Raw genomic sequence first — 14,691 nt, 5'->3', positions numbered from 1 at the left:
TTAGTATGTATTTTGAGTTATTCCTGATAGTTTAATCACGTATTCAGGTATCGGGAAAGTGTAACGTGGGTCATTAGGTAGTAGCGTGTAGGTAGTTCCACTTATTACTTTGGTAAGGGTAGCTGCAAACTGTGGGTCTTTATTTAGCCGTCTTAGATCGGACCATCTTAAACCCCGCAGCAGCAATTCTTTTCGACGCTCCAGCAAAATTGTTTTTAGTGCGGCATTTACATCTGTTGTTGTATACGGAGTATAGGTTCCTGTTTTAAACCTCGTGGCCATTAAGGTATTTAAATCAGCGAGCGCCGCAGTAAGGTTATTGGTCCTGGCTTCGCATTCTGCACGGATTAGATACATTTCATCAGTTGCTAATCCGCCGAATAGTAAAGAGGTGCCTGAATATTGGCCTTTAAAACTAAATGTGCCATCCGTGTTTTTAAGAAAGTAAAGTGTTTTGCGCAGATCATCGGCTGCATAACTTGCATACAGGACCGAATCAATTCTGCCAACACCTGCTTTCAGACTGGCAAGAGATGTATTGACGTAACCCGGTAAAATTACCTCGTCATTCAATACCGTAAAAGGTCTTGTGGATGTTTTGCTGAGTGTATTGTAATTGATCAGTTTGCTGTATGTTTTAAGGCTCTGATCAGAATACTGGAGGGCTTTATCGTAATTGCCCATACTTAGGTAACACCTGGCCAGCAACCCGCTTACCGCAGCAAGTCCCGGATCAACACGGCTATCCGGTATTACCTTTATAAGGCTTGCCGCTGTCTGTAAATCTGCAGTGATCTGGTCGTAAGTCTGCTGAAGCGTTGCCCTTGTGGACACAGCATTGATATCTGATGTTTGCCTTAACGGAACACCCAGGTCGCTTCCTGCACTTGTCTTCTCATAAGGTTTGGTAAATACCTGCGCCACGTTATAAAATGCTCTTGCCCGCATAAACAGAGCTTCGCCTTTCACATCATTATAATCTGCCTGATTACTGGTTGTCTGAGAGAGTTTATCTAACGCTTCCAAAACCACGTTGGCCGTTAGAACCTGCTGGTAGCTGTAATCCCATTCTGCCAGGTAAGTGATTCCGGCAAAAAGATCGCTTTTCCAGATATAACCGCTTTTTTCCAACTGTGCGGTCAGGCTATTATAATTTGTTGTTGTGATATAGTAATCACCTGCTCCCAGTTCCGTAATCCCGCGACATTCGTATTCCTGGGGGATGGAATTTCTAAGCAATTGACGCATATCAGAAAGGCTGGTGGGCACCACAAGTGATATATCCCGTTTCTGATCCAGCCAATCTTTTTTGCATGATCCGGCACAGAGCATAATCATGATAATTATGGGTATAAATAATTTTCTGTTCATGTTGGAGTATTTAATGTTACAAACCTGCTTTCAGCCCGATAGCTATTGTCCTCGGCAACGGCAGGACAGGAAAATCCGGGTCAATGTGATCTTTATTTGCGGCCCAGAGCAAACCTATATTATTGGCATAGGCAAATACGGCCAGTTGCCGGATGCCCAATTTGTTTTTGAAGCTGCTGCCGAAGTCATATCCCAGGCGGATATCCTGTAGCCGGATATTATCGCCTTTATCAATGAGCGTTTCAGACCATCTGTAAAATGTATCCCGGTTTATATCGTCCGGGTAAATAAAAGAGGGTACGCTTGTGTGGGCCTCATCGCCAGGCTGCTGCCATCGTTTAGCGTAATCGCTGTGGCCGGTTGCACTGGTCAGCAGATCGGAATAACTAATGGAGCTTCTGCGGAAATAATAACCAAAACGATAAGTAATGTTGAAGGACATGGAAACCGGCCCGTAAGCGAACGTGTTACGGATAGCTCCATAAGTAGAGGGTGTTGCCCGTCCTTTGTATACAAGACTATCTACAGGTACGTTGATCAGGCTATTGTAATCCTTGCTCACTTTCCCGTTCAGATAACCTAAAGGATCACCTGTATCATGATCCAGCCCGGCCCATTTCAGCGCATAAATACCAAACAGGGGCTTGCCCACAACAGGGGAATAGTAATAGGTATTGGAATTAATGCTGGCATCTATAAAAAGAGAAGAATTTCCAGATGTGTTGGGTTGGTATTTGGTAATTTTATCGGTTACAAGGCTGAAATTAAATGCTGTCTGCCAGTTGAATTTCCCAGTAAGGTTTTTGCTGTTCCATTCAATGTCAACACCATTTCCAGACATTCCTGCCACATTGCCTTTGAATTGCGTAAAACCGGTAGTTGGGTCAGTCGGCCCGTACCCGATCAGGTTATCACTGTGCTTATGATAATATTCCAGGCTCCCTGATATCCTGTCTGCCTTAGTGGCAAAATCCAAACCAATATTAAAAATCCCGTTCTTTTCCCATTGTAATAAACTATTAGGAGGATTGTTTACCTGTAAGGAAGTTTGTTTGGTAATGGCATTAATACTATACGTTGCCGTGGTAAATGCACTGACCGTATTGTCGTAATTGCCGTTGTAGCCATAGGAAGCCCGCAACGACAAAGAAGGCAGCCAATCAATATTATAAAAAGCCTCTTTTGCGATATTCCATTTTATACCTGAGGACCATAAAGGAACTGACCGCTGATTGGCTTTTACGCCGAACAAATTACTCTGGTCGATCCTGCCACTGACAGACGCTGTGTATTTTCCATCATAGGTATAAGAACCGTTAGCGTAGTAAGACCTGAAACGGTCTAAAGTACCCGAGACAGCAGTTACACCCGGAATAGAACCGAAATTTCCTGAAGGATATTGCTGGAAGAAATCTACATAGTCTACGAGTTGCCCTTGTCCATTTGTGGGGTCATATCCGTAAAGTAGGCTGCTATGACCATTTACTTTCGCCTCCCTTACTTCATACCCGGCAATGGCTGCAATTTCACTCTTTCCGTAGCTACGTTGAAAATTCAGCTGTCCACGCCCGCTTTGTGAAGTAAGCAGGTTATCATTATCTGATAAAATACCGCCGAGTGGCACATTGCGTTTTATAGAACCGTCCGTATTAATTACGGAATAACTGTTGATCAGGTTCCGGGCATAATAAGAATTAACACTGTTGAGGTTTTCAATGTTGCCTGATTGCCGTTCGTACTGGTAATAGATGGTAGCGGACAGTCCGTTGAAAATAATATAGCTCAGGTTCGTCCCGAACCGCATATCAGTTAACCTTGTATTATTGGTCATGGCACTTAATTCATTGTATGGCTTGTATGTCCAGTCCTGTAAACCTTTTTGAACCGCTGCATTAACAAAAGAAGCGCGATAGTCTTTATTTACGCTTAATGCATTGCCATTTGCATCGACCAACTGTGCGTAGGGATATTTTAAACCCAGTCCACCCAGTGAAAGGTTGGAGGCAATAGGGTTAGTTTGCTGATTGCTTTGCGTATATACAAGACTTGTATTTAAACTGAAGTTCTTAAATGGGTTAAACCCCTGTTGCGCATTCAGCCCTAACCGGTCGTAACCGTTTGACCGTGCGGCAGCAAGATTTTTATCATAACCGCCGGAAAAATAGTACGTATATTTTTCCGCCCCGCCTTTTACATTGGCTTCATACTGCTGGTTAAAGCTATTGCGGTAAAAATATTTCAGCAGGTCATTACGTGCATCAATGCCGCGCAAAGCGTTGATCTGGTTTTGCGCCTGGGCTGCTGTAATCGTTCCTGATCTTTGCTGATCTAACAGGTCAACTACCGGGCTGACATACGGATAGGTGGTGTTATTGGCGAGATTGGCATCGTAAAAGCCATTTTTAAACAGGAACTGTTCCACATCTATAAAATCGCTGCTGCTTATCTGCTTTTGATAAAAGAGATCGGGTTTTGCACCTACAGTAATATTGGAATTAAGCTCTACCTGCGGAGCTTGGTTGCGTTTTCCTTTTTTAGTGGTGATTACAATCACACCGTTACCGGCCCTTACGCCCCATATAGATGCGGCAGCGGCATCTTTCAGCAATGTGATGCTCTCCACATCATTAGGATTGATGTTATTAATGTCACCATCATAGGGAAAATTGTCAACAACAATCAATGGCTGATCATTGGCAAAAATCGTACTACGGCCCCTAATGCTTAAGCGCGTTGAACCGCTCCTTTGGTCAAACAACAAAGAAGGAGCAATGCCCTTAAGGCGACTAATTACATCCGTAGAAACTTCGCGGTTGTACTGCGCATTATCCACTTTTGAAAAGGAACCAGTAGCCCGTTCTAATGGCACATCCTGGTAACCGGTCGATACTACTACTTCTTTCAGCGTAGAAAAATCTTCTTCGAGTGTTATGACATTCTGCATCAGTACTGCTTTTGCCGGTAGTTTTTTAGACCTGAATCCAATAAATGAGAATTGCAGGGTATCTGTTGGCAGTACATCAGACAATATAAAATTGCCCTCACCATCTGTTATAGCAACTTTACCCGTACTGATGATCTTAACGGTCGCACCAGTCAGCGGCTCGCCTTTAATATCCGTCACTTTTCCTTTGAGCGGCAAACTTCGTTCGCGTTGCTGTTGCAGTTTCAATTGCTTCAGTTTTGCTGCATCATACCGGATCAAAATATCATTATCCAGAACAGAATAAGAGAACGGCAGACCTTTCAGGGCATCGTCGAGCACCTTTTTTAACTTCTGATTTTTTACGGCAATTGAAATTACAAACTCAGCCTGGGCTGCGTTGCCGCTATATAAAATGTTCACTCCGGACGCCTTTGAAATGTTATCCAAAGCCTTTTTTAAAGGTTCGCTATTAATTACAATGGAAACATTCTTTTCTAATACCGACTGGCCATAGGCATTGTTGGCAGATAAAGCAAGTGTAGTACTGCAGATGATGATCGCAAATAACAGGGCAGTCCATCGCATAGCAATACAGATCATGTGCCGGTGAAGCCGGTCACGATTAATTTTCATACTTTTATTTCGTTAAATGTTAGGGGATGGGCAGCGTAAAGTTTCCACGCCGAACACTGCCATTCTTAATTCACATTGACGGGCCTGCCGGACTTTCCGGGGGCCTTTTTTATGGACTTCAACAGCCTTTGCCTATAATCTTAATTCCTGTTTCATTTCTTATAAATTGAGCGTTTATGACCCTGCACACTTTGCGCAGGAACAGATAGGGATCATCACCATCATGGTAATCTCCATAGAAAGTACAATGGGTAAAATCGCCTTCGATATCAATGGTAAAATTGTAGTCACGCTGTAGATCAGCTATAATCTGCAGTACAGGTGTTCCGTCATAATGGTACAGGCCATTTCTGCGATCCAGCATTTGCGATGCCTGCGGATAGGGTAACTTCTTAAACCCTGTGGTTAATTTATTATAAATAGCCCGTTGGTTGGGGACTAAATCCATTTGCTTGCCACCAGCTGTTTGTAGCCGCACCTTTCCTGTCAACAGGGTAATGGAAACTGCCAATTCATCTTGGTAGGCTTGTATATTAAAAGTGGTACCCAGTACTTTCGTTTCCACATTTCCACTGTGAACAATAAAAGGATGCCGTTTATCCTTTGCCACTTCAAAAAAGGCTTCCCCATTAAGTTTTACTTCTCGAAGTTTTCCCCGGAACTCATTCGGATAAACAACCCTGCTTTGTGGTGCCAGCCATATTGTTGAGCCGTCTTCAAGCGCTATTTGTTTGCGTTGGCCTTTAATGGTACTAACCGTCTGGTAAACTACCGGGTTAAAACGGTCGCGCAATGCATCCATTTGTAGGTAAGCAATTCCAGCTGCAATGATCAATACGGCAGCTGCGCTAAACCTCAGCACACGCATATAGCGCACCTTTTTCTGCTGTTGCAAGGTGATTTTCTCCCTTAGTAATTTTTTAACTCTTGAAAGTGATTCATGGGTTTGCAGGGAGATACGCTCTTTTTTCGCATTTTCATAGGATTCGCGGATTAACCGACGCAGGACGGGCGAATCCTTATCCTGTCCAAACGCATCGAGTAGTACTCGGATTTCGTCTTTCGTCGCCTCTCCTTCCAGGTAACGGCTGAAAATTTGGGTAAGTTGCTGCTTTTCCAATGGATGAAATTTTACGCTATACGCAGTTAACATTGAATTCATCTGCTGTTAATGAAAAAAAACAGTGGCCGCTCGCCGGCCACTGTTCACATTAACTATTAACGCTCAAACGCCCCCTTATCTTGATTTCAGGTAATCCTTGATAAGGATGATAATCCAGATCAGCAGTATGAATAAAATAGCTGCTATCAGTACTTCATCTGTAGTATCAGACCATTGGTTTATTAAGGACATGAAAACAGGTAGAAGTAGGTTGCATGAAAAAACACCTCCTATACGGTGCTTGTAAGGATTCCATCTGTTGCAGAGAAAAGTATTTTGAATTATTGGCCGAGTAAGTATACGAGCAAAAGGGTAAATGCCGCCTGGCTACTGCGGTTAAAGTATTCCTTTAAAAACCGAGTTGCTTTTACAATGTGGTCGTTAATTGTTGCCTCAGATATGCCCAGCATTTTGCTCACTTCATGGTACGATTTACCGTCGAGCTTGCACAATATGAACACTTCGCGCCGCCTTTCTGGAAGGCCGTTAATAGCCGCGGTAAGCAATTCATTGTATTCTTTAGCCTCAATCAGGTCATCAATATGTTCGTAGCAATCTGCAGCAGTTTGCAGCAGTTTCTCTGATAACCTTCGGTCTTTAGCTACCTTTCTGAAATGATCGTAGGCAAGATTTTCTGCAATCCGGAACAGGTAGGCTTTAAACGGTTTATCAGGATCGATTTGCGCTCTCTTATCCCATATCCGGTAAAAGGCTTCTTGCAATAACTCCTCGGAAATTTCACGGGAGCGGGTCAGTCGGAGCGTGTTTTGAAATATCCGCTCACTGTAGCGGTCGTAAATAATTTCAAAAGCGGCCTGATCTCCCTGTTTTAATTGTGTAAGGAGTTCTTTTTCTTCCAATGATACCAGGGCTGCCAACGAATGAATAAAATTACCATTATAAAAATATGAATAATTTATGAATGATCGGTGCCTTTGGATTATTGAATCATATAACCATTCTTCCCGCACAATGCTCAACAGGATAGGGTAAGCGTTGCACAATGTCATGTTTAAGGAGTTGACAACTTTGGAAATCCAATTAATCTTGACTACTGTGTTTGCTGCAGTGCGCTTGCTGAATTCAATTTTGAATTTCTCTTAGAAATATCTGTTTATTAGATTGGGTCTTTTTTAATCTTGCGAAAGGTGTAAATCGCACTGATGAGCATGTACCGGCCAACGACATTACTGTTAGTATATTCGATATAAGTACTCGTGGCCGTTTGCAGCATATTCATGCGCTGGTCCAGCAGATTCATACCTGATATCCGGCATTCCAGCGTTCTGTTTTTTGTAAAATAGCAGCTCGTCGAAGCATTAATAAATAGACGATTGGCACTCGCTCCGCTACCGCTGTTCACATTATCATTAAGCCAGAGATTTAACTTAAACTTTCCTAATTTGGCGTTACATGATGCCACCAGGCGATTAACCCGATAGTCAAACGTCTGACCATTCTTGCTCTTTGTCCTGCTATAATCCAAACTTTCTTCTAAAACGAAATCCAAATGTTTAAAAAGATTTAAGGTCAGCTGCCCGCCGATGGCGCAAGTATTTGCTTGAAAATTATCCTCAACTCCATTAGCGATACCCGGATAGACATTCATACCCGCCCGCACGAATAATCCCGCACCACCATCCAATAAGTTTATCTGCCGGTTATAATTTACTGTTAAATCGGCGTGAAAATAACCGTTTAAATTCTGTGGCAAACTAATGCTGCCTCCTCTTTTAAATAATACGCTATTGATTAAGGTATCATTGTTAAGCAACTCAGTCGTGTTATTGATAAAAACGGGTTTATAATTTCCGGCAAAACTGATATTTAAGCTATTGCCCTTACGGGAGGTGGTCATGAATTGAACGTGCAGATCATGATTGATTTCTTGCTTAAGATCGGGCGCTCCTGTTCTAATAATCAGCGGATTGGAAATGTCTACGTAAGGTTGTAATTGAACGAGGCCGGGCCGGCTTGAAATCACATTGTAAGTAAATTTTAGACTCGTGTTCTTCCAGCCTTTAACAGCGAGGTACAAAAAAGGAAGAAGTGTTTTAAAGTTCCGGTCCACATTAAATTGCTTCGGGAAATATTGGGTGCCACGAAGGGAGGATGTTTCGTGGTTCAGCATGGCATTAATAAAAAGCCGCTTATTATTGAACCGCAATCCCAACCCTAAATTTTGTGTAGCACTGACCGACTGATACCGGTTAGATAACAAACTGTCAAAAGCTTCGGTTGTACCTCCCGCGTTATCATAGTTTTCTTTGAATGTCTCAAATTGCTGATATGACGGTTTATAATTAAGCACGAGCTGAAGCGATGGAAAAATTGGTTCTATATAAAGCAGGTTCAGGCCCGCCAACAAGCTACTGCTTTTATTCTTTAGCAAATAGCTATAATCCACAGTATCCTGACCATAGATATTATGGGAAAGAGAATTCCCGTCACCAGTCGCCGGTGTGCTTTGGATGTTGATACTCGCAGATAGTATTCGCCCGCTTCTCCTAAAACGGTGATTTATCAGCAAGTCATTAGCCAATGACAAATTTTTACCGTTTGCTCCGGACCCCGTATTAGTTGTTGCTGCTAAAAGTCCCGCAATAGAATTTTGTCCGGCAAATGCATTTGTTGATGAGTTCCACTGTTGCCCCAATGAGGGTTGAAGCACAACCGCATTAAAGCTATCAGGCTTATACTCGAGCTTTGTCACAACGAGGTAACTCTCCGTGCGAGTGATCGCAGTCTTTTGTTCCATATACTGCTCACTGTCTCCAAAGTACTGCCTTTGCAGATCGTTGCTGATATTATTTTCATGCTGTGTATAGGAAAGGCCGACCGACAGTTTGATCTTCCGGCCATAATCCCGGCTGAAATTAATATTGCCATTTTGATGCTCGCTTCGGTTGCCAGTTGGGGAAGTTGACAAATTGTCCATCGCACTCGCGCCTTGTCCCAGGTCGTCTGCCTGGAGCAGCGCTGATAAGTAGCTCGATTTATCCTTGAAATTTAAGGTGCCGCCTGCAGCATATAAATCATCACCGCCATGCCCTGCATATACCTTACCGATGATCGATGACGCTGTTTTCGTCACAATATTGATGGTGCGCCGGTCTCTCCCATCATTTAAACCTGTAAAAAGGGACTGATCGCTACCTTTATCGAACACTTGTAATTTTTTGACCACTTCTGCGGGCAGATTCTTAAGAATTAAATCAATGTCGCCGCCTAAAACGGGACGGCCATCCATGAGAATATCTGAGATGGGCTGGCCATTTACAATGATATTGCCGTCTTTTACCAAAATTCCAGGAAAACGTCTGAGTAGTTCTTCCGTACTGGCATCCTTATCTGCATTTACGGCATCAGCATCATAGACCAATGTGTCTCCCATTTGTGAGGCCACCGTTTTCCTGGCAGAGATTTTAACCTCACCCAACACCGCCATTCGCACGGGTGCAATGTCAACAACGGTGTCTCTGGTTAAATTAATAAGTACGCTGGGAAAGTCAAGGTTAGTGTTACTCTCGGCGGCTATTTGGTAATAACCAGGACGGAGTTGGTCGAACTGGTAGAAGCCGCCCCCAACAATTAATGTACTTAAGGTATCCTGCTCATTGCGTATATACACCCGGCCCGTTGCTACCGGGTGTCCGTTATGATCAATGACCTGGCCACTGATCTTGCAGGTGTTTTTAGAATAAGCCAGTAAAATACTGAAGAGCAGCCCCCAGTAACAATGATGCATTTGCTAACGGCATTTCTTGATTCGTGAAATCAGGTTCGATTAGTATGGAAAGGAAATAAAGGCTACTTCCCGGTCTCAATAAATTTTAAAGTTTTTCCATAGTTGAAGTAACGGAGATTGCCGTTCTCACTGGTAATAAACTGGGGTGTCGGTGTTTCGCATATCTCCGGTAGCTGGCCAGCATCATTAAAAAAGAATAGGACCTTTGATGTACAAGGGATTTGCTCCCTTATGCTCGCCGCCATTGGTCGCAGATTTAATAGATCAAAATGAGTTACGCCTACGATATAAAGTGTATAATCCTTAAATTCTGACTGGGCAATTTTGTCACACAGGTCAGCAAAGCAATGCGAACAGTTTTTGTAAGTGTAGATGATATATAGGCGCTTACTACCCTTGTCCGGTGTAAATAATTTGTTTGAAACGTCGTACAAAGAATCAACAATGGATACTGGAGGTTTCTTTTGCCCAAATGAAGATGAACCACAAATCAGTATAAGCGCGATTATTGCAAGCGGTATTCTAATAAATGCCATTGGTAATTGTTTTTACTGATATCCTCTGCGTTGATCTTATCTAATTCTTTTTTCAGACCAGGAGTAAACAACTGCGGATTATAAACGGTATAATAATAGATTTTATCGCCTTTGAAGTACGGAGCAATATTGAGGTCGTTACTGATATAGATCGGGAAATAATCTTCAAACTGATTACATGTATCCTTTTTAGTGATCGACCAGGTTGGCATTTGTTTGGTTATTTGATTGGAACGCACATTGTAAAGGAAAACGTCCCGGTATTTAAATGCGTATCCTTTGCGACAGAACGAAATCACCACCATTGAGTCGTTATAGGGTAGCATTTTTTCAACATACTCAAATGCTTTTCTGACGGTATCCGAAACGAAAGCATCATAGTTTTTTGAATAATACTCGGAGGTTGCTAAGGCCCTGTTTTTATGGATGGAATCTTTACCATACTTAGCATACAAATTTCTGAGGCGATGCCATTCATTATAAATCAACACATCAAGTTTATGTTCAAATTTGATGTTCTCGGTCGCATTGGTCCATGGGATCGGAGCATTTTTCTTTCCAACCAGTTCAAGATTGGCATCAAATTCATACACAATCCCGGACATTGGCGTAATAGCATAGATATGTCCGCCGGCTCCGGTGAACCAGTTTACCCCCATGTGTGCAAGACCAATTCCTTCAAACTGATACTGGCGAGTTTTAACAACCTTCATGGTTTTACTATTGAATGATGTCATGTTAAGACCGGCGAAGCCATCAGCCGGATGATAGGACGAAGTTGAACCCAACAGAATCAGGCTGTCGTTAATCTTACAGCCATCATTGTAATTTATGGTATCTAAATCTATGGAAGCATATTTACCATTTCTTCGATCATAAGCTTGTAACCGCCCGAATGAAATTAAAAAGTCTTTCTGATCAAGGGCAACATAATTCGTATACGGCATTTCATCCCAGTCAAAAGCAATGGAATCTGTTTTACAAACAGTGAAATTATTCAAGTTCAGTTCTTCAATAATGATCTGCTTTTTGTCGCCAGTTTTTTGCTTAATATATAACCTCATTTTGTCACCGAATCCTTTGAGGCCAATCTTTTGGTGTGGGCGTTCGTCTGCTCCGATGATCGTTTTATCTAAATACATTTTACCGTCCCATTTGTATTGCCCGAACATATAGGTGGAACTCAACAATGCAAATAGTATAAGTGTAGGAAATTTCATATTACGTTTTTAGGAAGCTAAAAGGGGGCTGCCGAAGCAACCCCTAATTTAAAAGAGCTATGGATTTTGCCGAATTGAGTACGAAAAATCATCGGGGCTTACGCCATTCCAGGTGACAGTACCAGTGGGAAAGTCAATGGAGCCGGTAAAATTCCCGCTGATCACTTGCTCAACAACCGTCTGACGCACATTACCGCCAGGGAAGGGAGGAAAATCACTCGGACAGGTTCCGTCTGCAAACTGACAGATTTTTTCTCCGGGGTCCCAGCATTGTAACTGATAAACATTAGTACCTGGTTCGTGATATTCTTTTGAATCCAAACAACCCCAAGGCTTCGTGTTTTTTTCATTTACAGTATGAAAAGTTCCCTGTTTATCAGGTTGCGGTTTGTCATCTGCAAATGAAACAGTTGAACAAAAAGTCAAAGCAATGCCCAAAGGCATAATTATTTTTTTCATTGATTTTATTTTAAGCTATTAAAGTTAAAAGATGGTTTATTCCGTCGGGATGGTAATGGTATAGCTGTATTCCGTTGGACTATCAGCATTCCAGGTTACTACGGCACCACCGCTGTTTGGAATATCCAATTCGCCATGGAACACCTGGAAACTTAATTCCTGCTGGACAAGCTGGTCTGCCTGCTCCAATTTGGGCGGGTCCCAAGGGTTGGTATCCCATTTACATTCTTTTTCACCCGGACTCCAGCAGGTCAGTGTGTGGCTGTCTTTTTCCGGGTCATGAGATTCGCTACGATCTCTGTAAGTACGGTTTGCGCTTGGGTATGCTTTCAACACGGTCACATTTTTTTCCGCGACTGCCAATTTGCTGAATGAAGCAAAAGCAAGCATAAGCATAATTTTCTTCATAGTTTATAATTTGGTTCTAAATATGCAGAGAGATTGCTGTACCGGCCGGTAACCTATCTCGTTTGCGCGATTGTTAATGCAATTGTATACCATTTTGGAATACAACTGTACGCCATTTGACGAATGGCAATTCTCATTCAACGAAGAGTGGGTCTCATCCGCGGAACTACAAACAAATTAACTGTAGAAGCGTGCAGTCTATTTGCATGCAAATAACAGATTTACAAATGTTTCACAATAGAAAATCAATTTTAATGCCAAGTTTTCTGATAAACTAACGCTCCATAACACATCCTTACTTTTTGATAATTAATGATTCTCTTGCACAAAATTAAATGGCCCGTTGAAGAGCCTCCAATCCGCTGCATTTATCTACATAGTAATCCACAACATCAATGTTTTTAAATGCTTGATATACCATATCACTCGGGTCATTGCTATGGATAATGGTCTTTGACTGTATAAAATTTTCTTTTATACATTTTGAATGACAAAAGCCGTACATATCGCGGTAATTGGTATCATTTATACAAACTTGGGGTGGCGCATCTGGATCAACTAACAATACAAATTCTGAAAACCGCCCGGTATGGAATAATACACGGTATCCTAAATCGTTGAGCAATTCACTAAAAAGAGGACGTATTTGGGGATGCGGCTCAATAATCGCTATCGTAGCTCTCATACAGTCGTTTTTATATTCACGTCCAGTGCAAACGACACAAAGTTCGGCCTCGCCGCAGGCTTCATGTTACCGCCCGACAAGCCTTTCCACAGGCCAGATAGCAAGCAACACTAACGCCCACGGCGAGGCCGCAGGCGTTTAGCTGTTGACTTGGCTGCTATCTGTTAATAGTGGAAATATTTGTCGAGCAGCTTCGTTTTTTAGCTAAACGCAGATTATCGTTATTCTTATCCCCCGACCTTTGCCAAGGAGACAATTAATGACTGCAATATTAGTTCGTGTGAAATTACTATCCTACAGGTGAAAAACTGAATTTTAATTTTAGTCAACCTTTACACTTTTTTCATTATATAGAATTTTGATAGTTAGAGATTGATTATGGTTTATTAAAAAATCCTTTTACTAATACGCTGTCAGAAGCATTCTTCTCATTATAGAACCAGGTTGCTGGTAGTTTATATAGGGGGTTGCCGCTCACCGAGGTTGCAAAAAGAAACGCATTTTTAGGCGACACGTAGCCAATGCCGTTATAGGTAATTGTGAGACAAACCCACTTGGGATTTTGTTGGTCACAGTTTATTAGGAAAGAGTCTGATACAGGATAATGATTAAGATTAAAAATCAACCAAAACCTGTTGGTATAATCATCTCCAACTATTTCGTGAGTTGCTTTTCCCTCGAAGACATTTATATTATTGGAAAAAAAACTGTCATTATTTACATACCATTTAGAATATTGGTGATCGTGACTTTTTTTACAAGACAGAAACATCAATAGGGAAAAAATGCCAATTGGGAAATATTTCATAATTGAAATGATTTTTAATTTACTCTTAATTGATTCAAAATAACATCCAATGCTTGCAGCCTATGTGCAAGCAATTGACAGGGTGTCAGGAAAGGCGTAGATTAAGAAGATTGGCGTGCCCCGGTTAGAATTTTCTTACGGCAGCGCAAAGTAAACGTTATAAATCCAACCACGAAAGGGTATTTAGTGTATGTCCGGGAGGGTATTTTTCACGTATCACCATCAAAATTTCTTGAAATCGGTAACACAACTCTTGTAGCCAGTTCGATCGCACGTCGCAAATAGTCAAGGCCTCGGCTTTTGTCCACATAAAAATCAGCAACGTTAGATGACTTGAATTTGTGAAAAACTGTTTCACAAAGGTCATTACTATAAATGACTGTGGAAGACCGCGGAAAATTCGCTTTGATCCACCTGGAATAATCAAAACCGTTCATATCCTTCGGATTGGTGTCAAGAATACATACCTGCGGTGGATTCTCAGGATCAATCATGAGGATGAATTGCTCAAACCGGTCTGCATGAAATAACACGCGGTATTCCAGATTAACCAAAAGTTCGCTCAGCAAGGGCCGAATCTGTGGATGTGGTTCTAATATTGCAATGGTTGCTTTCATACGCACTCATTTTATAAGCACGCCAGCAAAAAACGGGGAAACAATTCGGCCTCGCCGCAGGCTTCATGTTACCGCTTCGGAAGCCCTTGCAAGGCATGACAGCAAGCAACACTAACGC

The 14,691-nt window shown here is 42.0% G+C and carries 11 protein-coding genes; all 11 read right to left on the bottom strand.

What is annotated here, in order from left to right; translation table 11 throughout:
* Positions 1-1,371, bottom strand: coding sequence for a RagB/SusD family nutrient uptake outer membrane protein (locus tag MUY27_RS00140; protein ID WP_245127931.1), 1,371 nt, complete (start codon positions 1,369-1,371; stop codon positions 1-3).
* Positions 1,372-1,387: 16 nt separating this feature from the next.
* On the bottom strand, positions 1,388-4,930 hold the full coding sequence (locus tag MUY27_RS00135) for a SusC/RagA family TonB-linked outer membrane protein (protein WP_245127930.1): 3,543 nt from the start codon (positions 4,928-4,930) through the stop codon (positions 1,388-1,390).
* Positions 4,931-5,048: 118 nt separating this feature from the next.
* Complete coding sequence (locus MUY27_RS00130; protein ID WP_245127929.1) at positions 5,049-6,050, bottom strand: FecR family protein; 1,002 nt, start codon at positions 6,048-6,050, stop codon at positions 5,049-5,051.
* Between the two features lie 323 nt (positions 6,051-6,373).
* On the bottom strand, positions 6,374-6,970 hold the full coding sequence (locus MUY27_RS00125) for an RNA polymerase sigma factor (protein WP_245127928.1): 597 nt from the start codon (positions 6,968-6,970) through the stop codon (positions 6,374-6,376).
* A 239-nt stretch (positions 6,971-7,209) separates the two neighbouring features.
* Positions 7,210-9,840, bottom strand: coding sequence for a TonB-dependent receptor (locus MUY27_RS00120; RefSeq protein ID WP_245127927.1), 2,631 nt, complete (start codon positions 9,838-9,840; stop codon positions 7,210-7,212).
* A 62-nt stretch (positions 9,841-9,902) separates the two neighbouring features.
* A complete protein-coding gene (locus tag MUY27_RS00115) occupies positions 9,903-10,376 on the bottom strand; it encodes a hypothetical protein (RefSeq protein WP_245127926.1) in 474 nt (157 codons plus the stop codon).
* Positions 10,346-11,596: a hypothetical protein gene (locus tag MUY27_RS00110; protein WP_245127925.1), complete on the bottom strand. Its 1,251-nt coding sequence runs from the start codon at positions 11,594-11,596 to the stop codon at positions 10,346-10,348. Before MUY27_RS00110 ends, MUY27_RS00115 begins: the two co-directional genes overlap by 31 nt.
* A gap of 57 nt (positions 11,597-11,653) precedes the next feature.
* Positions 11,654-12,055 carry a hypothetical protein gene (locus MUY27_RS00105; protein WP_245127924.1) on the bottom strand — a complete coding sequence of 134 codons (402 nt, stop codon included), beginning with the start codon at positions 12,053-12,055 and terminating at the stop codon, positions 11,654-11,656.
* A gap of 36 nt (positions 12,056-12,091) precedes the next feature.
* A complete protein-coding gene (locus MUY27_RS00100) occupies positions 12,092-12,463 on the bottom strand; it encodes a hypothetical protein (RefSeq protein ID WP_245127923.1) in 372 nt (123 codons plus the stop codon).
* Positions 12,464-12,794: 331 nt separating this feature from the next.
* Positions 12,795-13,148, bottom strand: a complete 354-nt coding sequence (locus tag MUY27_RS00095; protein WP_245127922.1) for a DNA-binding transcriptional response regulator — start codon at positions 13,146-13,148, stop codon at positions 12,795-12,797.
* Positions 13,149-14,165: 1,017 nt separating this feature from the next.
* Complete coding sequence (locus MUY27_RS00090; RefSeq protein ID WP_245127921.1) at positions 14,166-14,573, bottom strand: response regulator; 408 nt, start codon at positions 14,571-14,573, stop codon at positions 14,166-14,168.
* Positions 14,574-14,691 lie beyond the last annotated feature (118 nt).

The sequence above is a fragment of the Mucilaginibacter straminoryzae genome, from assembly GCF_022953055.1.
Lineage (GTDB): Bacteria > Bacteroidota > Bacteroidia > Sphingobacteriales > Sphingobacteriaceae > Mucilaginibacter > Mucilaginibacter straminoryzae.
The sequence above is the reverse complement of the archived record's forward strand: the minus strand, read 5'-3'. Positions and strand labels throughout refer to the sequence as shown.

Excerpts from the sequence above, each read along its gene's own strand:
- MUY27_RS00135 (WP_245127930.1), bottom strand. The coding sequence starts at position 4,930 with ATGAAAATTAATCGTGACCGGCTTCACCGGCACATGATCTGTATTGCT.
- MUY27_RS00110 (WP_245127925.1), bottom strand. The coding sequence starts at position 11,596 with ATGAAATTTCCTACACTTATACTATTTGCATTGTTGAGTTCCACCTAT.
- MUY27_RS00115 (WP_245127926.1), bottom strand. The coding sequence starts at position 10,376 with ATGGCATTTATTAGAATACCGCTTGCAATAATCGCGCTTATACTGATT.
- MUY27_RS00140 (WP_245127931.1), bottom strand. The coding sequence starts at position 1,371 with ATGAACAGAAAATTATTTATACCCATAATTATCATGATTATGCTCTGT.
- MUY27_RS00090 (WP_245127921.1), bottom strand. The coding sequence starts at position 14,573 with ATGAAAGCAACCATTGCAATATTAGAACCACATCCACAGATTCGGCCC.
- MUY27_RS00120 (WP_245127927.1), bottom strand. The coding sequence starts at position 9,840 with ATGCATCATTGTTACTGGGGGCTGCTCTTCAGTATTTTACTGGCTTAT.
- MUY27_RS00105 (WP_245127924.1), bottom strand. The coding sequence starts at position 12,055 with ATGAAAAAAATAATTATGCCTTTGGGCATTGCTTTGACTTTTTGTTCA.
- MUY27_RS00100 (WP_245127923.1), bottom strand. The coding sequence starts at position 12,463 with ATGAAGAAAATTATGCTTATGCTTGCTTTTGCTTCATTCAGCAAATTG.
- MUY27_RS00095 (WP_245127922.1), bottom strand. The coding sequence starts at position 13,148 with ATGAGAGCTACGATAGCGATTATTGAGCCGCATCCCCAAATACGTCCT.